The 19,675-nt window shown below is 57.3% G+C and carries 15 protein-coding genes and 1 tRNA gene; 11 read left to right on the top strand and 5 right to left on the bottom strand.

From position 1 onward, the window contains the following. Positions 1-428: 428 nt before the first annotated feature. The 8 genes from J3351_RS07800 to J3351_RS07765 all read left to right on the top strand — a co-directional run bounded on the left by J3351_RS07800 (position 429) and on the right by J3351_RS07765 (position 12,619). Positions 429-4,355, top strand: a complete 3,927-nt coding sequence (locus J3351_RS07800) for an efflux RND transporter permease subunit (RefSeq protein WP_207697475.1) — start codon at positions 429-431, stop codon at positions 4,353-4,355. 130 nt (positions 4,356-4,485) lie between these two features. Further along, positions 4,486-5,301, top strand: a complete 816-nt coding sequence (locus J3351_RS07795) for a PD-(D/E)XK nuclease family transposase (protein ID WP_223384584.1) — start codon at positions 4,486-4,488, stop codon at positions 5,299-5,301. 223 nt (positions 5,302-5,524) lie between these two features. Continuing rightward, complete coding sequence (locus tag J3351_RS07790; protein ID WP_207697474.1) at positions 5,525-6,079, top strand: hypothetical protein; 555 nt, start codon at positions 5,525-5,527, stop codon at positions 6,077-6,079. A 218-nt stretch (positions 6,080-6,297) separates the two neighbouring features. Further along, positions 6,298-7,371 carry an aldose epimerase family protein gene (locus J3351_RS07785; protein WP_207697473.1) on the top strand — a complete coding sequence of 358 codons (1,074 nt, stop codon included), beginning with the start codon at positions 6,298-6,300 and terminating at the stop codon, positions 7,369-7,371. A 259-nt stretch (positions 7,372-7,630) separates the two neighbouring features. Beyond that, positions 7,631-8,656 carry a UDP-glucose 4-epimerase GalE gene (gene galE, locus J3351_RS07780; protein ID WP_035393228.1) on the top strand — a complete coding sequence of 342 codons (1,026 nt, stop codon included), beginning with the start codon at positions 7,631-7,633 and terminating at the stop codon, positions 8,654-8,656. 216 nt (positions 8,657-8,872) lie between these two features. Then, positions 8,873-11,215, top strand: a complete 2,343-nt coding sequence (gene feoB, locus J3351_RS07775; RefSeq protein WP_207697472.1) for a ferrous iron transport protein B — start codon at positions 8,873-8,875, stop codon at positions 11,213-11,215. Positions 11,216-11,394: 179 nt separating this feature from the next. After that, a complete protein-coding gene (locus tag J3351_RS07770) occupies positions 11,395-11,838 on the top strand; it encodes a MarR family winged helix-turn-helix transcriptional regulator (protein ID WP_242699351.1) in 444 nt (147 codons plus the stop codon). 1 nt (position 11,839) lies between these two features. Next, on the top strand, positions 11,840-12,619 hold the full coding sequence (locus J3351_RS07765) for a sulfite exporter TauE/SafE family protein (RefSeq protein WP_117534309.1): 780 nt from the start codon (positions 11,840-11,842) through the stop codon (positions 12,617-12,619). A 70-nt stretch (positions 12,620-12,689) separates the two neighbouring features. On the opposite strand, the gene tig is transcribed toward J3351_RS07765, so the two are convergent. Then, the gene (tig, locus tag J3351_RS07760) at positions 12,690-13,985 is read right to left on the bottom strand and encodes a trigger factor (protein ID WP_117534310.1); all 1,296 of its coding nucleotides are present in this window, start codon (positions 13,983-13,985) and stop codon (positions 12,690-12,692) included. A 154-nt stretch (positions 13,986-14,139) separates the two neighbouring features. Here tig and sdaAB point away from each other — a divergent pair, with 154 nt between their 5' ends. The 3 genes from sdaAB to J3351_RS07745 all read left to right on the top strand — a co-directional run bounded on the left by sdaAB (position 14,140) and on the right by J3351_RS07745 (position 15,938). Beyond that, positions 14,140-14,823, top strand: coding sequence for an L-serine ammonia-lyase, iron-sulfur-dependent subunit beta (gene sdaAB / locus J3351_RS07755; protein WP_117476624.1), 684 nt, complete (start codon positions 14,140-14,142; stop codon positions 14,821-14,823). Positions 14,824-14,825: 2 nt separating this feature from the next. After that, a complete protein-coding gene (sdaAA, locus tag J3351_RS07750) occupies positions 14,826-15,701 on the top strand; it encodes an L-serine ammonia-lyase, iron-sulfur-dependent, subunit alpha (RefSeq protein ID WP_207697471.1) in 876 nt (291 codons plus the stop codon). A gap of 160 nt (positions 15,702-15,861) precedes the next feature. Beyond that, a tRNA-Arg gene (locus J3351_RS07745) sits at positions 15,862-15,938 on the top strand. A 150-nt stretch (positions 15,939-16,088) separates the two neighbouring features. On the opposite strand, the gene xerC is transcribed toward J3351_RS07745, so the two are convergent. The 4 genes from xerC to J3351_RS07725 all read right to left on the bottom strand — a co-directional run. Next, positions 16,089-17,477: a tyrosine recombinase XerC gene (xerC, locus tag J3351_RS07740; protein WP_015537113.1), complete on the bottom strand. Its 1,389-nt coding sequence runs from the start codon at positions 17,475-17,477 to the stop codon at positions 16,089-16,091. A gap of 15 nt (positions 17,478-17,492) precedes the next feature. Continuing rightward, positions 17,493-17,804: a helix-turn-helix domain-containing protein gene (locus J3351_RS07735; RefSeq protein ID WP_097791231.1), complete on the bottom strand. Its 312-nt coding sequence runs from the start codon at positions 17,802-17,804 to the stop codon at positions 17,493-17,495. Positions 17,805-17,816: 12 nt separating this feature from the next. After that, on the bottom strand, positions 17,817-18,791 hold the full coding sequence (mobV, locus tag J3351_RS07730; RefSeq protein WP_097791230.1) for a MobV family relaxase: 975 nt from the start codon (positions 18,789-18,791) through the stop codon (positions 17,817-17,819). A gap of 192 nt (positions 18,792-18,983) precedes the next feature. Beyond that, on the bottom strand, positions 18,984-19,675 hold a 692-nt coding region (locus tag J3351_RS07725; protein ID WP_242699350.1), incomplete at its 5' end, for a DUF5906 domain-containing protein.

Below are 19,675 nucleotides of genomic sequence, written 5' to 3'. Positions count from 1 at the left end.
TGAACAGCCCTCTCAGGCTCACTTCGTTCGCCAGCCCAGGTTGTGGCTCCCAGCAGCTGCTTCGTGCAATTGCACTCGCACCTTGCTGGCCACTGCCCCAACAACTCCTCCCTCAATCCGCCACTGGCGGCGGTCGTCGTCGTTGCCCCCAAAGGGGGAGCCGATAAAAAAATTTCATCCTCTGCAACATTCCGCCCCGCTCATTCGTATCCCACTTGAACTCCGTCTGAAATTTGATCTCCAAAACGTCAAAAAACTGAGGTATCACCCGGATTTCACAAAAGATTTTCAAGATTTGCTAAAGAATCTCCGGGCAAGCCTTGCAAGCCCCGGAACCGGGTGTATAATAGGGGTATCGCCTTTGATCCGCTCTGAGAAAAAAGAGCAGCCGCGCAATGCGTGGGAAAACACAGAAACGGTAGGAAGAAATGGAAAAATTCAGCGTCAAAAAACCGTTCACCGTTCTGGTTGCAGTCATCATGGTCATCATGCTGGGCCTTGTGTCCGTGCAGAACATGCAGACCAATCTGCTGCCAAACGTGAACACACCGTACCTGATGGTGGTCACGGTCTATCCCGGTGCCAGCCCGGAGCGTGTGGAGAACGAGGTCTCCGACGTGATGGAGAGTGCGCTGGGCACCATCTCGGGCGTGAAAAACGTCACCGCCACCTCGGCAGAAAACTACAGTCTGCTGCTGATGGAGTTTGAGGATGATACGGACATGAACAGTGCCGTGGTCAAGGTGTCCAACAAGGTGGATCAGACCACCGCCAGCCTGCCAAGCAGCTGTATGACCCCCTCCATCATTGAATATACCCTGAACATGAACGCTTTTATGACCGTGGCCGTCAGCCGCGAGGGCAGCGATTCCTATGAGCTGGCCGATTTCGTCAACGACACCATGGTCCCCTATATTGAGCGTCAGGGCGGCGTTTCCAATATTTCCGCCAATGGCCTGGTTACCCGGATGGTGCAGGTGCAGCTCGATCAGGAAAAGATCGATGCCATCAACGAAAAGCTGCTGGAAGTCATTGACGTGCAGCTGGCCGATGCAAAAGCCCAGCTGGACTCTGCCGAGGCCCAGATCGAGGCGGGCAGAAAGCAGTACGAGACCCAGCTGGCCAATTACGACAAGCTGGTCAGCGATACCATCAACAGCCAGTATTCCGGCGAACTGCAGGATTCCTTCATGCTGGTCAAAAAGCAGGCGCAGGCCCTTCTGGACAGTGTCAACCAGCTCATTGCCGTGGTCAACGAGCCGGAGATCCAGCAGGCCCTGATCGATGTGCGGGACGGCCTGCAGCGGGTCGTGGACAAGTTCAACGAGACCGGAATGCAGGATATCGATTCTCTGATCGAGATCGTTGCGGAGCTGCGCGATATCACCGATAAGCTGACCACCGCTTTGCAGGAGCTGCAGCAGCGCCTGAACGCGCAGGGCGACACCGCCGGCACAACGGCCGGAGAACTGGCCGATGATCTGCAGGTGCAGCAGAGCCTGAACAACATCTATAGCACGCTGGAGAGCACCATCAAGGCCATGGACGACGTGCCCGGCCTGATGGACCAGTTCACCCAGATCGTGGGCAGCTATTCCCAGCAGCAGCTGCAGGCCTATATCAAGTTCACCGAGGCCCGCGAGATGCTGAACGATTACGAGAAGCAGCTGGAAGATGCCAAGCAGCAGTATGAGGATGCCAAGCAGATGGCCATGGAGAACTCCGACGTGGCCAAGATGCTGGATATCGACACGCTGGCACAGCTGATCTATGCCCAGAACTTCTCCATGCCCGCCGGTTATGTCAAGGATTCCAGCAACAAGTCCTGGCTGCTGAAGGTCGGCGAGGAGTACGACAGCATCGAGGATATCTCCGGTGCCCTGCTGCTCCATGTGGACGGCTTTGGCGATGTCCGCCTGTCTGACGTGGCCGATGTGCAGATCATTGACAACGCGGAGGACAGCTTTACCCGCCTGAACGGCGAGCGCTCCGTGGTGCTGAAGATCTTCAAGAGCAATTCTTCCAGCGCCGGTGAAGTCTCCGGCAATTGCAAGGCTGCCTTCAAGGAGCTGGAACAGAAATACGATGGCCTGCATGTGGTCGTGCTGTCCAACCAGGGCAACTACATCAGCATCATCGTCAGCAGCATCCTGAGCAGTATGCTCATCGGTGCGGCCCTTGCCATCATCGTGCTGGCCATCTTCCTCAAGGATATCAAGCCCACGCTGGTGGTCGGCATCAGTATCCCGCTGTCGGTGCTGTTTGCCGTGGTGCTCATGTACTTCACCGGTCTGGATATGAATATTATGACGCTGGCGGGCCTGTCCCTTGGCATTGGTATGCTGGTGGACAACTCCATCGTCGTCATCGAGAACATTTACCGTCTGCGCAGCCGCGGCGTGCCCGCTGCCCGCGCGGCGGTCCAGGGCACCAAGCAGGTGGGCATGGCCATCATGGCTTCCACCCTCACCTCTGTCTGCGTGTTCCTGCCCGTCATCTTCACTTCCGGTGTCATCAAGAGCCTGCTGCAGCCCATGTCCATGTGCATCGGCTACTGTCTGGCTGCTTCCCTCATCGTGGCGCTGACGGTTGCCCCGGCGGCCTCCTCTACCCTGCTGAAAAACTCCAAGCCCAAAGAGCTTAAGTGGTTCGACAAGGTGCAGGAAAAGTATGTCAAGAGCCTGGAATGGTGCTTCCAGCACCGCTGGGCACCGTTGGGCGCGGCAGTGGTGCTGCTGGTGTTCTGCGGTTGGCGCGTGATGTCCATGGGCGTTGAGATGCTGCCCACCATCACCAGCAACGAGGCTATCGTCACCCTCTCCACCGAGAAGGATATGACCAAGGAAGAATCCTATGCCGTGGCTGAGAATGTCATTGATGCCCTGCTGGCTGTGGACAACGTGGAAGAGGTGGGCGTTACCACCGACAGCCGCGTGGCCGGAATGGATGTCGGCCAGCTGGGCCTGCCCCAGACCATCACCGACCTGCTGAAAGCCGCCAACAGCTACGGCACTTACCAGATCAACGTGATGCTGGACGAGAGCCTCTCCTCCCGGCAGATCGAACAGGCCCGCGAGGCGCTGGAGGAAGCTGTGAACGGTGTGGAGAACTGCACCGCCACCGTTGAGATCAGCGGAATGCAGGAGCTGACCAGCCAGCTGGATATGGGCCTGACCGTTCAGGTCTCCGGCAACGACATCGACACCATGACTGCCCTCTCCGAGAAGGTGGTGGATATGGTCAACGAGATGGACGGCTTTACCAATGCCACCAATGGTCTGGGCAGCGGCGATGCCACCATCAACCTGCAGATCGACCGGGATAAGGTCCGCTCCTACGGCCTGACCGTGGCGCAGGTCTACCAGCAGATCGCCGCCAAGCTGACCACCACCACCACGGCCCAGACCCCCGTTGCCATCGATGGCTCCACCATGAATGTCCAGATCAGCAACAATCTGGACCCCATGACCAAGGAAAACATGATGGATATGACCTTTACGACCTCCGTCATGGCCGCCGACGGCACCACCGAGACCGGCACCTGCACGCTGGGCGATATGGCCACCTGGGTCACCGGCTCCACCCCGGACTCCATCACCAGCAAGAACCAGACCCGCTATATCAGCGTGACGGCGGACGCGGTGGAGGGAACCAATACCACCACTGAGACCCGCGCACTGGAAAAGAAGCTGAACGCCTTTGCCGCATCCGATGAGATGCCCGAGGGCTGCAGCTTCTATATGGGCGGCGGCTCTGAGATCAACGGCATGGTGGTGGATCAGATGGGCCAGTGGATGTTCCTGGCGCTGCCCTTCGTCTACCTTGTTATGGTGGCCCAGTTCCAGAGCCTGCTCTCCCCCTTCATTGTTCTGTTCACCATTCCGCTGGCCTTTACCGGCGGCCTGCTGGGCCTGCTGCTCACCGGCCAGCAGCTGACCATGATCTCCCTGATGGGCTTCATCGTCCTGATGGGCACGGTCGTCAACAACGGCATCGTGTTCGTGGATTACGCCAACCAGCTGCGCATCGGCGGCATGGAGCGCCGCGCGGCCCTGATCGCCACCGGCAAAACACGAATGCGCCCCATCCTGATGACCACCCTGACCACCGTTTTGGCCATGCTCCAGCTGGTGTTCAGCGGCGATATGGCCAGCCAGCTGATGAGCGGCATGGCCATCGTCATCATCTTTGGCCTGACTTACGCCACCCTGATGACCCTGTACGTTGTGCCTCTGATGTACGACATCCTCTTCAAGAAGCCGCCGCTGAACGTGGATATCGGCGATGAGAACCTTGACGACATCCCCGATGATGCCGCCGAGTATATCGCCCAGAACACCGCTCAGCCGGAGTAAGAAAACTTCCCCAAAGCACCCTTCACAGCCATGTGAGAGGTGCTTTTTTGATACTTGCAGGATAGATAAAATGATGATAAAATATAGACGTAGAAAAGTACTCTTTTTCTGAAACGAAAGGATGGCGGAAATGCGGTTCGTACAGTTGGATGAGAAGAATGAAGAACGCATGAATGCTATCCGTAAATTCACCCTGATGGATGACACCTTTATGACACAGGTGTTTTCAGGAGATAAAGAGAGCACACAGGAGCTGCTTCGCATCATCCTGAAACGAAAGGACCTGACCGTCGCAAGGTCTGCAACACAGCTTACGATCGGCAATCTGTTTGGCCGTTCTGTACGGCTGGACATTTATGCAACGGATGATGCAGGCAAGCAGTACGATATCGAAGTACAGCAGGAAGATAAGGGAGCCGCTCCGGAACGGGCGCGGCTGAACAGTGCGATGTTTGATTCTCGCCTGACGACTTCTGGTGAAAAATATTCTGACCTGCCTGAGACATATATCATATTTATTACGGCAAATGATGTTTTGGGAGATGGTCTGCCAGTTTACAATATTGAACGGACGATTCAGGAAACCGGGAAGCTGTTCCACGACCGTGCACATATCGTATATGTGAACGGCGCATATCGGGGAACGGATGAGGTCGGTGCGCTGATGCAGGATTTCCGCTGTGATGACTATCGGGATATCCGAAACCCCAAAATAAGGGCAAGAGTAAAATACTTTAAAGAAGAAACGGAAGGAGTGGCAGCTATGTGCAAGACAATGCAGGTGATCGTTGATCGGGAACGAGAAGATGCCGAGGTGGCAAAGGGAAAGCGCATTGCGCTCAATCTCTGGAAGAACGGAGAGCATGATCTGGATAAGATCGCCCAGACCACCGAACTTTCGTTAGAACAGGTGCGGGAGGCAATTACCGAACCGTGTTCTGCATAAGAAAACTTCCCCAAAGCACCCTTCACAGCCATGTGAGGGGTGCTTTTTGTCAATCTGCTAAAAAATTTGCCGCAGCTTTGGCACAGTCTCCAAAAATTGGGGGATTCAATAAAAAATATTGACAGGGGTGAGGGGGAGATGTAAAATGAGGTCACAATGCAGAAGGTGTAGGGGTATGCTTTCTGTGTGGTAAAATATCATTTTACATTGGAGGTTCTTACAAATGAAAATGCTCAAGAAAATGGCCGCCCTTCTGCTGGCCGGCGTAATGGCTCTGGCACTGCTCACCGCTTGCGGCGATGACAGCGCACCTTCTTTCGCACAGAAGACTGAAGATGCAGCTTTTGGTGCTATGAAGCAGGCCACAGGTATTCAGGTAAATGATGCAGATTTGAAGAAACTCGCTGAGAGCAAGATTGATTTGATCGACACCGAGAAGGGCACTTTTGATTCTCGGAAATCCTACTCCGTTGAGGATTACAAAAAGTTCCAGCAAGATATTTCGACTGGTAAGGGTTCTATGACGATGGCATTGCCTCTGATGAAGGATGGCAAAATGCAGAATGGCATCTATGAAGTAATGGAAATTACTGCAGATAACATTGGAAGTCTGAATCAGGGTACGGATACTATGCAAGATTTGCTGGATGGAATGGCAAGTGCATATGGTGTGTCTGTCAAAATTACGAAAATTGGTGTTGCAGCTAAGACTGTAAATGGAAAGACTTACGCTGCAGTTGCAATGACTTATGAGGTTACTGCAAAGCCCCAGCAGTAATATCTAATCTGACATACAAGCCCCGGAGCGCCTACCCCTGGCCCTCCGGGGCTTTTTTCTGCCTATGGGGCAGAACCTACAAAAAAACTCTCAAAATATTGGATAGAATCCCTTAAAAAATGCCAACACAGAAGGAGAAAACTGTGATATAATCAAAATAATCAAGGATAAAACAGAGAGTGTGCTGTCCCCAAAAAATACAAAAGGAGGCGAGCCCTATGGCACAGTTTCTCTCCAAGCCCTTTGGCATGACTCCAAACGGCGAAAAGATCAATGAATACATCATCTCGAACCCCGGCGGGCTGGCGGTCAGTGTGCTGAACTACGGCTGTATCATCAAGAATATCTGGGTGCCCACCAAGCGCGGGCCGGTGGATGTGGTGCTGGGCCACGATACCTACGCCGATTACGTCAAGGACTTTGAATCGTCCGGCAGTACCTGCTGCGGCGCGTTCGTGGGCCGGTACGCCAACCGCATCGAGAATGCCGTGTTCAACGTGGGCGGCAAGACCTATCAGCTGGAAGCCAACAACGGCAAAAACCACCTGCACGGCACCTTCCCGCGCAAGCTGTATGAGGTAAAGACCTTTGGCGATACCCTGCTTCTGGAGGCGGAAAGCCCCGATGGAGAGGATGGTTTCCCGGGAAATCTGAAGATCTCGGTGCGGTATATCCTCACCGAGGACAACGCCCTGCGGATGGACTACCGTGTCTCCTCTGATGCCGACACCATCATCAACCTGACCAACCACACCTACTTCAATCTGGATGGCGGCGGCGATGTGCTGGGCCAGAAGCTGCGCATCTATGCGTCCCGCTATCTGGAGGGCAACAACGAGACCTGCCCCACCGGCAATATCCTGCCCGTGGCAGGCACGCCGATGGATTTCCGGGCGGGCAAGCCCATTGGCCGGGACATCGACACCGGCTTTTCCCAGACCACCATGGTGGGCGGCGGCTATGACCACTGCTTTGTCATCGACAGGGGCCGCGGTGCCAGCCAGAGCCTGTGCGCCTGGGCTTCCAGCGATAAGACCGGCATCAGCATGAAGGTCTATACCACCCAGCCCGGCGTGCAGCTCTACACCGGCAATTTCCTGCAGGACTGCCCTGCCCCCGGCAAGGGCAGCGTGCCGATGCAGAAATACGGCGGCTTTGCGCTGGAGACCCAGCACTTCCCCTGCAGCCCCTCCCACCCGGAGTTCCCCTCCACCGCCCTGCGGGCCGGGAAAGTGTTCCGTGCCAACACCACCCTGCGGTTCTTCACCGGCAAACAGTGCGGGAAACTGTAAAATGCAGCCCTCTCATTCAAAGCCTGACGGCTTTGCCTGAGAGGGCTTTTTTTCTGATTTGCACAAAGCGTTCCATCACTCCATGTGCAAAAAACAAAAAATGCTTGTAAATCAATGCGCGGAAAAATAAATGGAAACAAAAATCCATCCTTATAAAATTCCCGTTACTTGATTCTGCGGCCAAAACGTTGTATCCTTGTGGCAGAAGGCGGGCCTGCCCCGCGCAAGCAACTTTGGTGACGAGAAGAGAGGTACTTTTATGGCAATTTTGGTTTCCGGCGGTGCCGGTTATATCGGCAGCCACACCTGTATCGAACTGCTGAACGCTGGCTTTGACATCGTGGTGGCAGATAACTATTACAACGCTTCCCCCGTGGTGCTGGATCGGGTCAAGCAGATCACCGGCAAGGACTTTCGGTTCTATCAGGCCGATATGACAAAGCACGAGGACGTGGAGAAGATCTTCACCGAGTGCCCCGATATCGATGCCGTCATCCAGTTTGCCGCCTATAAGGCTGTGGGTGAGAGCGTTTCCAAGCCCATCGAGTACTACTACAACAACCTCAACTGCACGCTGGTCATTCTGGACGTGATGCGCCGCCACAACTGCCGCAACTTCGTGTTCAGCTCCTCCGCCACCGTCTACGGCGACCCCGCCAGCGTGCCCATCACCGAGGACTTCCCCGTGGGTGCCACCACCAACCCCTACGGCACCACCAAGGCCTTTACCGAGCGCATCCTGACCGATGTCTGCAAGGCTGACCCCACCCTGAACGTGGCCCTGCTCCGTTATTTCAACCCCATCGGTGCCCACAAGTCCGGCCTGATCGGCGAGGACCCCAACGGCATCCCCAACAACCTGATGCCCTACATCGCCAAGGTGGCCGTGGGCAAGCTGGAAAAGGTGCACGTCTTTGGCAACGACTACCCCACCCCCGACGGCACCGGCGTGCGCGATTACATCCATGTGGTTGACCTGGCCCGGGGCCATGTCTGCGCCATCAAGAAGCTGCAGACCAACTGCGGCCTGTTCATCTGCAATCTGGGCACCGGCCACGGCTACAGTGTGCTGGATGTCATCCATGCCTTTGAGAAGGCCTGCGGCAAGAAGCTCCCCTATGTGATCGATCCCCGCCGTCCCGGCGATATCGCCGAGTGCTATGCCGATCCCACCAAGGCCAAGAATGAGCTGGGCTGGGTGGCTGAGTACGGCATCGAGGAGATGTGTGCCGACAGCTGGAACTGGCAGAAGAACAACCCCGACGGCTACCACACCGTGAAGTAAACAGAACTGTTCTCAAAACGCACCTTTGAACGTGAAAATTCAGGGGTGCGTTTTCTTTTGCCCGGAAACCTGCCGGAACAGGAGAAAGAGTTCTACAAAAAACAGCGGGGACAGGCGAGAATTTTTGCCGCTTCCTGCCTTGACAATGCCTTTGAGTTAGCTTATATTAAGACTGTTCACATACACTAACATTTTGTCGAAGGAAAGGCATCTGCCATGACATTAAAGGAACTGAAGATCGGCGAAAGTGCCGTGATCGATACAGTGGGCGGAACGGGAGAACTCCGCCAGCATTTTCTGGATATGGGGCTGATTCCCGGCGAGAAGGTCACGCTGGTGAAATTTGCTCCCATGGGAGACCCCATGGAGCTGCAGATCCACGGCTATGAGCTGACCCTGCGGCTGGACGATGCGGCACGGATCGAGATCACCCCGGCGGAAGCACCCGCAGCAGCCCCGGCACGGAAGGTAGGCCGGATGGTGGAGCACCCGGGCCTGGGCGAGGGCGGCCGCTACCACACCAAAAAGGGCGAACACCCGCTGCCGGATGGAACGGTGCTGACCTTTGCGCTGGCCGGAAATCAGAACTGCGGCAAAACGACCCTGTTCAACCAGCTCACCGGCTCCAACCAGCATGTGGGCAACTTTCCGGGCGTGACGGTGGACCGCAAGAGCGGTGCCATCCGGGAGCACCCCGATACCGAAGTCACCGACCTGCCCGGCATCTACTCCATGTCGCCCTATTCCAGCGAGGAGATCGTGACCCGCCAGTTCATCATCGGCGAAAAGCCCACGGGCATCATCAACATCGTGGATGCCACCAACATCGAGCGCAACCTGTACTTAACGATGCAGCTGATGGAGCTGGACACCCCCATGGTGCTGGCACTGAATATGATGGATGAGGTGCGCGGCAACGGCGGCACCATCAACATCAACGAGATGGAAGCGATGCTGGGCATCCCGGTGGTCCCCATTTCCGCCGCCAAGAACGAGGGCGTGGATGAGCTGGTGGATCACGCCATCCATGTGGCAAAGTATCAGGAGCGTCCGGGCCGGATGGACTTCTGCGGCGAGGATGACCACGGCGGTGCGGTTCACCGCTGCATCCACGGCATCATCCACCTCATCGAGGACCACGCCCGGGCGGCGGGGATCCCGGTGCGCTTTGCCGCCACAAAGCTGGTGGAGGGCGACCCCCGCATTGAGGAGGCCCTGAAGCTGGATCAGAACGAAAAAGAGATGATCGAGCATATCATCCTGCAGATGGAGCAGGAACGCGGTCTGGACCGCGCCGCCGCCATTGCAGATATGCGGTTCCACTTTATCCATCAGCTGGTGAATCAGACCGTGGTAAAGCCCCACCAGAGCAAGGAGCAGCTGCGCAGCGCAAGGATCGACCGCTTCCTCACCGGAAAATATACGGCGATCCCGGCGTTCGTGGGCATTATGGCGCTGGTGTTTTATCTGACCTTCGGCGTGATCGGCGCGGGGCTGCAAGGCCTGCTGGAACTGGGCATTGAGAACCTGACGATCCTTGTGGACAATGCCCTGACGGCGTGGAACGTCAACGATGCAGTGCATTCGCTGGTGATCGACGGCATCTTTACCGGTGTGGGCAGTGTGCTGAGCTTCCTGCCCATCATCGTGACCCTGTTCTTCTTCCTTTCCCTGCTGGAGGATACCGGCTATATGGCCCGTGTGGCCTTTGTGATGGACAAGCTGCTGCGGCGCATCGGTCTTTCGGGCCGCAGCATCGTGCCCATGCTCATCGGCTTTGGCTGCACGGTTCCCGGCGTGATGGCAAGCCGCACGCTGCCCTCGGAGCGGGACCGGAAAATGACCATCCTGCTCACGCCCTTTATGAGCTGCTCGGCCAAGCTCCCAATCTACAGCCTGTTTGCGGTGACCTTCTTCCCGGAGTACGCCGCACTGGTCATGGTGGGCCTGTATTTCCTGGGCATCCTTGTGGGCATTGGTATGGCCTTTCTGCTCAAGGGGACGCTGTTCAAAGGCGAGGCCGTGCCCTTTGTCATGGAGCTGCCCAACTACCGCCTGCCCGGCCTGAAAAATGTGGCCCAGCTGCTCTGGGAAAAGGCCCGGGATTTCCTCGAGCGTGCCTTTACGGTCATCTTCCTGGCAACCATCATCATCTGGTTCCTGCAGAACTTTGATTTCCAGCTCAGCCTGACCGCAGACCCGCAGGAGAGCATTCTGGCCTGGATCGCCAGCGGCATCGCGCCGTTGTTCGCACCGCTGGGCTTTGGCGACTGGCGGGTGTCCACGGCGCTGATCACCGGCTTTATGGCAAAGGAGAGCGTCGTATCCACCCTTACCATCCTGTATGGCTCCTCTGCCGCACTGGGCGCGGCGCTCAGCCCGGCGGCAGCGGCTCCCCTGCTGGTGTTCTGCCTGCTCTACACCCCCTGCATCGCCGCAGTGGCATCGGTCAAGCGAGAGATGGGCGGCCGCTGGGCCACCGTTATGGTCGTGAACCAGTGCGTTGTGGCATGGCTTGCCGCGCTCATTGTGCGGTTCCTCGCCGTGGCGGTGCTGTGACCCTGCCCTGAAGCATATCAAAAGCCCGTACCGTGAAAATCTTCATGGTGCGGGCTTTTTGCAATGAAAAAATATATGGATCAGGTAATTTTACGCCGCCTGCCCTTGACAACTGAGGTTTCCTGTGCTAGAATACTTCAAAAATGAACAATACAAAAAGAGAGAAAGAAGGGCGCGCAATGCGTGAGCTGAACCCCAGTGTGGAATTTGCCAACAAGACGGGCCTTGCGTACAGCGCCGTCTGCAAGCCGCTGTGCCAGAAGCTGCACCTGCCGCAGACAGCGTTTGATATCCTGATGTTCCTTGCCAACAACCCCAACTACACGACCGCCCGCGATATCGTGGAGGTACGCCACATCAAGGCGAACCTTGTCTCGGTGAATGTGGACAAGCTGGTGCAGGAGGGCTTTCTGGAGCGCCGTCCGGTGTTGGGTGACCGCCGCAAAACGGAGCTTGCCTGCACCGAAAAGGCGCAGGCCATCATCGAACAGGGCCGCAGGATGCAGGATGATTTCATCCGCCGCCTGATGGCAGGGCTGGAGGAAGAAAAACTCGAGATATTTTTTGAAGTCATCGATACGATGAACGAAAATCTGGATGCGATCCTGGAAGGAGAAGAATAAGATGAACCTGCTGTTTACCATCGTCGTTACCTTTTTTGCCGGAATGGGCGCGGGCCTGGGCACCGGCTTTGCGGGCATGAGCGCTGCCGCGGTCATCAGCCCGATGCTCATCACCTTCCTGGGAATGGACCCCTATATGGCAGTCGGCATTGCCCTTTCCTCGGATGTGCTGGCCAGTGCAGTATCTGCCTACACCTACCACAAAAACAAGAACCTGGATATCAAAAACGGCCTGATCATGATGGCCAGTGTGCTGCTGTTCACCGTGGTGGGCAGCTGGGTGGCAAGCCTGGTGCCTTCCACCACCATGGGCAGCTTCTCGGTGTTTATGACGTTCCTGCTGGGCATTAAATTCATCGTCAAGCCCGTTATGACCACCAAAGAAGCCATGCAGGGGGTCTCTGCTGAGAAGCGTGCCCTTCAGTCTGTCGTCTGCGGCGTGGTCATCGGAATGATCTGCGGCTTTATTGGTGCCGGCGGCGGCATGATGATGCTGCTCATCCTGACCAGTGTGCTGGGCTACGAGCTCAAGACTGCCGTGGGCACCAGCGTGTTCATTATGACCTTCACCGCCCTGACCGGTGCGGTCTCCCACTTTGCCATCGGCGGCGCACCGGACTGGACCGTGTTTATCCTCTGCGTCCTGTTCACCCTGCTGTGGGCCCGCATCGCCGCTGTCTTTGCCAATAAGGCCGATGCCAAGACCCTGAACCGTGCAACCGGCATCGTTCTGGTCGTGCTGGGCATCGTGGTCATGGGCTTCAATCTTCTGACAAAATAAACTGCAAAAGAAAAGGGCCTGTCTCCCGAAATTCCTTGGAGACAGGCTCTTTTTGTTGTACTTTGGGAAATTACTTTTCTTCGATGGTGGAGTGCTCGATCACCCAGTCGGCGGCGCGGCGGATGGCCTCGCTGCGCTGCATGGCGGGGATGTTGGCGTTGGCCTTGACCTCTTCCAGCGTTTTCTTGGTGCGGTCGGCGCGCTCCTGCAGGTTCCTGGTGATCTCCTCATCGGTGGGCACCAGACCCTCGTTCTGGGCGACCTGCAGCAGAGCCATCCGGGCGCGGGTGTTCTTCTCGGCGGCGGCGTGAACGTTGGCCGTGAAGTTCTCGCGGGTCTGGTGGATCTGGCTCAGGTAGCGGTCCAGGCTCATGCGCTGCATCTGGAGCTGCTGCTGGATGTTCTGCATCTCCTGCTGGTAGGTGCTCTCCACCAGAACGCTGGGGAGCTCGCCCTCAGCGGCAGAGGCCAGCTGGGTCAGCACCTGATCCTTGGCGCGGTTCAGGGCGCTGGCGTGCTTGCCGTCGTGCAGCTGCTTGCGCACCTGCTCCCGGAACGCTTCCATGGTGTCCACCTTGCCCACCTTCTTGGCAAAATCGCTGTTCAGGGCGGGCAGCTGGCGGACGCAGACATCGATCAGCTTGATCTTAAAGGCAACGGGCTTTCCGGCCAGGTCCTTGACGTGATAGCGTGCCGGGAAGGTGACGTTGATCTCGAATTCCTCGCCGCCCTTGTGGCCCAGAATGCCATCCTCAAAGCCGGGGATCATCCGGCCGCTGCCCAGCTGCAGGGTCTGGTTCTGTGCGGAACCGCCCTGGAAGGGCTTGCCGTCCAGCAGGCCCTCGTAATCGATGTGAACGATGTTGCCCTTGACGGCCGGGCCCTTGTGGGGCACCAGCTCGGCGGCAGCATTGCGGCGGCGCTCCAGCACGGCATCGATCTCTTTGTCGGTGACGGCGGGGGTCACGCACTCCACATGGAAGCCGGTGGTCTGGGTCAGGTTCAGCTCCGGCTGCAGCGGGGTGGTGGCGGTGGCTACAAATCCCTCGTCCTTTTTGACGCTGACCAGGTCGTAGCTGGGCTCATCCACCGCCTTGAAGCCGTGCTCGGCCATGGCGGCCTCGTACAGGGCAGGAACGTCGCGATCCATCAGGTCGTTGATGGCATCATACCAGAATGTGTGCTCGCCGCGGTCGGCCTCGATCTGAGCACGGTCGGCCTCGCCCTTGGCAAAGCCCTTGATGGTGTAGCTGGCGCGGGTGCGCTCATACACCGCATTGGATGCGGTCTCCAGCTCCTCAGCCGTTGCGCTGAAGGTCATCTTGCAGACACTCTTTTCGGGAGTTTCCACGCTTACCAGTTTCATAGGAATCCAACCTCCGTGTTGCCCCCAAAGGAGCGATTTCAAACATTAGTAAAGTTATTATAGCACAAGTGGGGCAAAAGCGGTATAATAAAAGAGAGAAAAAGTGCGAAGCGGGCGATTTTTGCCCGGCGGAGCACGAAAGGATGTGCATCGGATGCGCTTGTTTGACGTTCTCGGGCCGGTTATGATCGGCCCCTCTTCCAGCCATACAGCGGGTGCCGCCCGGATCGGCTACACGGCCCAGAAACTTCTGGGCGAGATCCCGGCGCAGGCGGATATCGGCCTGTACGGCAGCTTTGCCACCACCGGAAAGGGACATGGCACGGATAAAGCCCTGGTCGCCGGCCTGCTTGGCCTGCGGCCAGATGATCCCCGCCTGCCCGACAGCTTTGCCCTGGCCGCAGAGCAGGGCATGGCATTCCGGATCCATCCTGTGGAATTGCGCTCTGCGCACCCCAATACCGCTGTTCTCACCCTGACGGGCCGGGAGGGGCGGGTACTTTCCATGAAAGCCGCTTCGGTGGGCGGCGGGCGCATCCGCGTGACCGAAATCGACGGCGTGCCCGCCGATTTCGGCGGCGACAGCAACACCCTGATCATTCACAATGAGGACACCCCCGGCTGCATCGCCGAGGTGACCACCTGCCTTGCCGTGCGCAGGATCAACGTTGCATCGATGCAGGTGTTCCGCGCAGGGACCGGTGGCTATGCCGTTATGGTATTGGAGTGCGATTCCCACATCCCCCACCCGCTGGAACGGAAGCTGGCGACCCTGCCCGGCATCCTGAAGGTGACCTGCCTAAACATCGACGAGCCCGAAGAAGACGCGGAGGAATGACCATGTCCTTTTTATCCTGTGAAGAAATGCTGGCCGCTGCCCGCAGCCAGAACCTCTCCCTTGCCGAGGCCATCCTGCGCAGTGATCTGGCCGAGAGCCGCCTGACCGAAGAGGCCAGCCGCCATGCCATGCATCACCTGTGGCATGTAATGGAGGCCACCAGCCTGGATTATGACCCTGCCCAGCGCAGCCGCAGCGGCCTGTCCGGCGGCGATGCCGCCAAGGTGGAACAGGCCCATCAGGCGGGCAGGAGCTATGGCGGGGATTACCTTGCTGAGGTGACTGCCGAAGCCCTCAAGACCGCTGAGTGCAACGCCTGCATGAAACGGATCGTTGCTGCCCCCACAGCGGGCAGCTGCGGTGTGCTTCCGGCAGTGCTGCTTCCCCTTGCCCGTGCAGGTGAGGCCGATGAAGAAGCCATCTGCGAAGCCCTCTATGTGGCCGCAGGCTTCGGGCAGGTCATCGCCGCCCGGGCCACTCTGGCCGGTGCCGAGGGTGGCTGTCAGGCTGAAGTGGGAGCCGCCAGCGCCATGGCCGCCGCCGCCCTCTGCCACCTGAAGGGCGGCACGCCGGAGCAGTGCGCCGCCGCTGCCGCTATGGCACTGGGCAACCTGCTGGGCCTGGTCTGCGACCCTGTGGCCGGTCTGGTGGAGGTACCCTGCATCAAGCGCAATGTTGTTGGTGCCGTGAACGCCGTTTCCTGCGCCAATATGGCGCTTGCGGGGGTGGATTACGCCATCCCCTGCGATGAAGTCATTGATGCCATGGGCCGCGTGGGCAGTCTGCTCTCCCCTGATCTGCGGGAGACCGGCCAGGGCGGCCTTGCTGCAACGCCGACCGGTGTCCGCATCGCCGAGCGCCTGACAGAGGAAGCCTGAGGTTTGCGCGAAGAATTACGAAGAATACTGAAAAAACGAAAAGACGTACTTTTCTGTGTGGAAAAATAAAAAACGAAAATAAAATCAAAAAATCTGCAAAAAACTGTTGACAAACCCCGCCCTGCGTGATAAAATACATCTTGTTCCGACCGGAACGTATGCGTTGGTAGCTCAGCTGGATAGAGTGACTGACTACGAATCAGTAGGCCGGGGGTTCGAGTCCCTTCCATCGCACCAGAAAATGCCGTGAAATCGAAAGATTTCATGGCTTTTTTGTTTTGTAAGCCATGGTTGCACGGTTTCTGCACGGTTTTTGCACGGTCGGTGTTTTCCATGTCCGATGATGTAGGGCGCTGTATTGCATTGCAATCAGTGCCCTTTTTTGCATCAGGTAAGCAGTGCCAGGCGCAGCTTTGCCTTCATTTCCGGGTCGGCATCCTTGAGCAATTCCAAAAGAGCCGTCATGGAGATGGTGGGTTCGCCTGCGGCAGGTACAGCCTGCGGGCTGGGGGTGTCGGGCTTGGCATAGAAGCCACTTTCAAACTTCTTGCCCAGCTCTACACGGGAGGACTGCTGGATATGGGCGTAGGTGTTCACCAGCATATCCGCACTGGCGTGACCTGTGGTCCCCTGCACCGCCTTGATGTCACCGCCGGAGATCATCAACTGATAGGTGGCACTGGAATGCCGCAGACCATGAAAGACGATGCGGGGAAACTCCGGGTGCGCATCCTGCCATTTCAGGAACTTTTTGCGGATGAGCACCGGCTCCACCGCCAGACCGTTGGGGAGCCGCAGCAGCATCCCGCTGTTGCGGTATCGCTCCGGGTCGAGAGCTTCTTCCCTTTTCAGCCGTTCCAGCCACTGCTTCAGCTCCTCCCGCAGGGCGGCGGTCATAAAGATGGTGCGGCAGGAGGCCTCGGTCTTGGTGTCCTTCAGGATGAGGGAGGTCTTGCTGCCCTCCAGCTTGTCCGGGAAGATGCGGAGGATGCAGCCCTTGTCCACCTGTGCCAGCGTGTCCTTCTGCACCCGCTGCATGGAACGGTTGACGGTGAAGGTGCCCATGCCGTTGGCAGCATCAAAGTCGATGTCCTCCGGGGTCAGACCTGCCACCTCCCCTTCCCGCAGCGCACCCACCAGCGTCAGGTGCACCGCCAGATGCAGGATGGGGTCCTCCATGCTGTCCAGTGCTGCCCGCATCTCCTCCACCTCCCAGATGCTGCGCTCTTGGGTGGTCTTTTTGGGTGCTTCCACCGGGACGGGGCTTTTAATGAGAATGCCCCACTCCACCGCCAGCAGAAAGGAATTGTGCAGCAGTTGGTGGACCTCATGGAGGGTGGTGCCGGAGAGGGTGCGCTTCTGCTGCTTGGGCGAGAGGTCTCGCCGCTTGCCACCCACATACTGTCCGCAGGGGGTCTTGCTCAGGGTGTCGTACAGGGCTTCGATGTGGTAAGGCCGCAGTTTCTGCATCTGCATCTCCCCGATATAGGGGATGATGAGGTTCTGGATAAGGGCCAGATTGGACTGGTAGGTTTTCGGTGCCCACTTGTGCTTGCTGCACTGCTTGGGCAGCCAGTCCATCAGGAACTCCGCCACCGTCACCGTGGACGGGATCAGGAAATTGCCGGTCGCCAGCTCATGCTCGATCTGTTTCTGGCGTTTTACCGCCTCCTCTTTGGTGGGAAAGCTCTCCCATTTGTCGCAGCTCTTGCCGTGCTCATCCTGATAGGTGTAGCGGACACTGTAAGAGCTGCCGCGTTTCGTGATATATGCCATAGATTTGCCTCCTTATCAAGCTGCCCGGTAGAGCCACGCATCGAAGCTGTCTTTCGGGATGCGGATGCTTCCGCCTGCCCGCAGGACACGGAATTCGGTGGTGCTGTTGCACAGATTGTAGGCGGCACGCTGGCTGATGGCCAGCATCTGTGCGACCTCCTTCACCGTATACACCAGCTTTGTGGTCTCAGGGCTGTTGGTCGGAGACTTGACGGCATTGGTTCGAGTGACCACCTCCATTGTAGCCGGAACAGAGTCCGACTGCAAGAACTTTTTCGTATAATCTTCAAATTTCACAGATGCGTTCTTCTCAAAATTCATATCCATATGCTTTTCTCCTTATACTTCATGACGCACCACAGGCTCCTGCGTGCGGTTCTCATAAAATCGAATGACCTCTGGCGGGATGCTGTCCAGCGTTTTCAGGGCGGCTTCATAGTCCTGCCGCAGCTTGGCATCCTCCAGACGCTTCAAGACGCTCCCTTCCTTCGCTTTATCCAGCGAGGCAGAGAGCGTCTTGTTCTTCTCTTTCAGCTTTTCGTTTTCGGCGGCGGTCTTGGTGAAGGCGACATTGTACTTTCGCAGCTGGTCCTTCATCCGTGCTACGTTGGGGATATAGCTGTCCAGCACTTTGCTGATCTCTGCCGCACGGCTCTTACCGTTGAAGGGGGTGATGCCCACCAACAGGGCATCCAACTGCTCCTTCTGCTTGGTCAGTTGGGTCATCTCCTTGAAGATGCGGGGCGGGATGTGCTCCCGCCCGGTCTGGCTGGCACTTTCGCCCCGTTCCAGCTCCGGGTACTGCTTGACCATGTGCTGCCAGAACTCGTCCTGCCACCTCACAAGATTCTTGCGGTTGCCAATGATCTCCTTGGCGCTCAGCCGCCCGTCAGCAGTCAGGGGCACAAAACAGAGGTGCAGGTGGGGCGTTTTCTCGTCCATGTGGACAACAGCCGAGATAAAAGTTTGGGTGTTCTGCTTGCTTTTCAGAAACTCCAAGGCATACTCGAAATACGCCTTGATCTCCCGGTTGGTCTTATCCTTGAAAAACTCCGGGCTGGCGGTGACAAGCGCCTCCACCACCCGCACACTGTCCTTGCGGACACGGCAGTGGGCGGCGGCTATCATGCGGTCGGCTTCTTCCCGGTACCTGCCCTGCGGCTGCACCAGATGAAGGTTGTAGCGGCTCCGGCTCGTGTCGATGTCCGGGTTGCTGGCGTACTGCTCCTTGGTGCGCTCGTTGTGGGCTTCGATGGGGCTGATGGCAGGCCCCTTGTACTTTTTGAATCTTAAAATGCCGTATTGGGCTTTCATAGACCACGCTCCTTCTTGGGGTGTACAAAAAATCTGTACGAACTTCAAATAACCTGTACGGTCTGTACGACGTACAAAAATCCAAAATACAAACGATAACACGTTTTAATTTGCTTCGATTTGCCGTACGGGTGCGTACAAGTACAGACCGTACAGGTTGTACGAACTTCTTCCGTGAAAAAAATGCACTTTTTACGGACAGGGGTGGACAAGCGGCTCGATGCCTACAAAACCCCGCCCCCTGCGGCCACCGGGCAGGTAGATGTTGTTGGTGGCTTCAAGGTTATAGCGGCGGTCGTTCTGTCGTAGCTCTGCGCTGAAACGGATCGCCGATACGCTGTGACAGGCGTTGTCCTCACACCACTGCTTATAAATGTCGTAGAACTCCTTGGAACTGATGGAGTAGTCCGCCTTGAAACGGAAGTAGCCCTCGGATTCCATGAAGTCGATGACATTGTTGCTGCTGCGCTTGATGGTGTCCATGTTGGTGGCGGCGCGTTCGCTGACCGTGAAGCGGAAATCGTTCTGCACCAGCCGGTGCAGCCCTTCCAGACACCAGAGCAGGATGCCTTCCAACTCGGCACACATCTTCTCCACAAGGAAGGGGTCATCCGTGCGGTCGGCAGGCTTGTCCTTAGTGGTCAGGATAAGCTGGCGGCGAAAGAAACCGTCCGAATGGTCGTACAGCGAGGTCAGCGCACCGTTGCCGAAGCAGAGGAACCGGGCGTAGATGTTCCGCTGGTAGCTCTGGACACCCTTGCGCTCCAAGTCCAGCTTGGCTTCGGCGGTGACGATGGTCTTGATATAGTTGGTCTTGGGCAGGGCGTTCATGTCCATGTCATCGTCGATCATCAGCAGGCGGCGTTCCAGATCGGCACGGGCAA

This window comes from Faecalibacterium sp. Marseille-Q0746, assembly GCF_017377595.1.
GTDB lineage: Bacteria > Bacillota > Clostridia > Oscillospirales > Ruminococcaceae > Faecalibacterium > Faecalibacterium duncaniae.
The sequence above is the reverse complement of the archived record's forward strand: the minus strand, read 5'-3'. Positions and strand labels throughout refer to the sequence as shown.

Excerpts from the sequence above, each read along its gene's own strand:
- galE (WP_035393228.1), top strand. The coding sequence starts at position 7,631 with ATGGCAATTTTGGTTTCCGGCGGTGCCGGTTATATCGGCAGCCACACC.
- sdaAA (WP_207697471.1), top strand. The coding sequence starts at position 14,826 with ATGTCCTTTTTATCCTGTGAAGAAATGCTGGCCGCTGCCCGCAGCCAG.
- J3351_RS07765 (WP_117534309.1), top strand. The coding sequence starts at position 11,840 with ATGAACCTGCTGTTTACCATCGTCGTTACCTTTTTTGCCGGAATGGGC.
- mobV (WP_097791230.1), bottom strand. The coding sequence starts at position 18,791 with ATGAAAGCCCAATACGGCATTTTAAGATTCAAAAAGTACAAGGGGCCT.
- J3351_RS07785 (WP_207697473.1), top strand. The coding sequence starts at position 6,298 with ATGGCACAGTTTCTCTCCAAGCCCTTTGGCATGACTCCAAACGGCGAA.
- J3351_RS07770 (WP_242699351.1), top strand. The coding sequence starts at position 11,395 with ATGCGTGAGCTGAACCCCAGTGTGGAATTTGCCAACAAGACGGGCCTT.
- tig (WP_117534310.1), bottom strand. The coding sequence starts at position 13,985 with ATGAAACTGGTAAGCGTGGAAACTCCCGAAAAGAGTGTCTGCAAGATG.
- J3351_RS07800 (WP_207697475.1), top strand. The coding sequence starts at position 429 with ATGGAAAAATTCAGCGTCAAAAAACCGTTCACCGTTCTGGTTGCAGTC.
- feoB (WP_207697472.1), top strand. The coding sequence starts at position 8,873 with ATGACATTAAAGGAACTGAAGATCGGCGAAAGTGCCGTGATCGATACA.
- J3351_RS07790 (WP_207697474.1), top strand. The coding sequence starts at position 5,525 with ATGAAAATGCTCAAGAAAATGGCCGCCCTTCTGCTGGCCGGCGTAATG.
- J3351_RS07795 (WP_223384584.1), top strand. The coding sequence starts at position 4,486 with ATGCGGTTCGTACAGTTGGATGAGAAGAATGAAGAACGCATGAATGCT.
- sdaAB (WP_117476624.1), top strand. The coding sequence starts at position 14,140 with ATGCGCTTGTTTGACGTTCTCGGGCCGGTTATGATCGGCCCCTCTTCC.
- J3351_RS07735 (WP_097791231.1), bottom strand. The coding sequence starts at position 17,804 with ATGGATATGAATTTTGAGAAGAACGCATCTGTGAAATTTGAAGATTAT.
- xerC (WP_015537113.1), bottom strand. The coding sequence starts at position 17,477 with ATGGCATATATCACGAAACGCGGCAGCTCTTACAGTGTCCGCTACACC.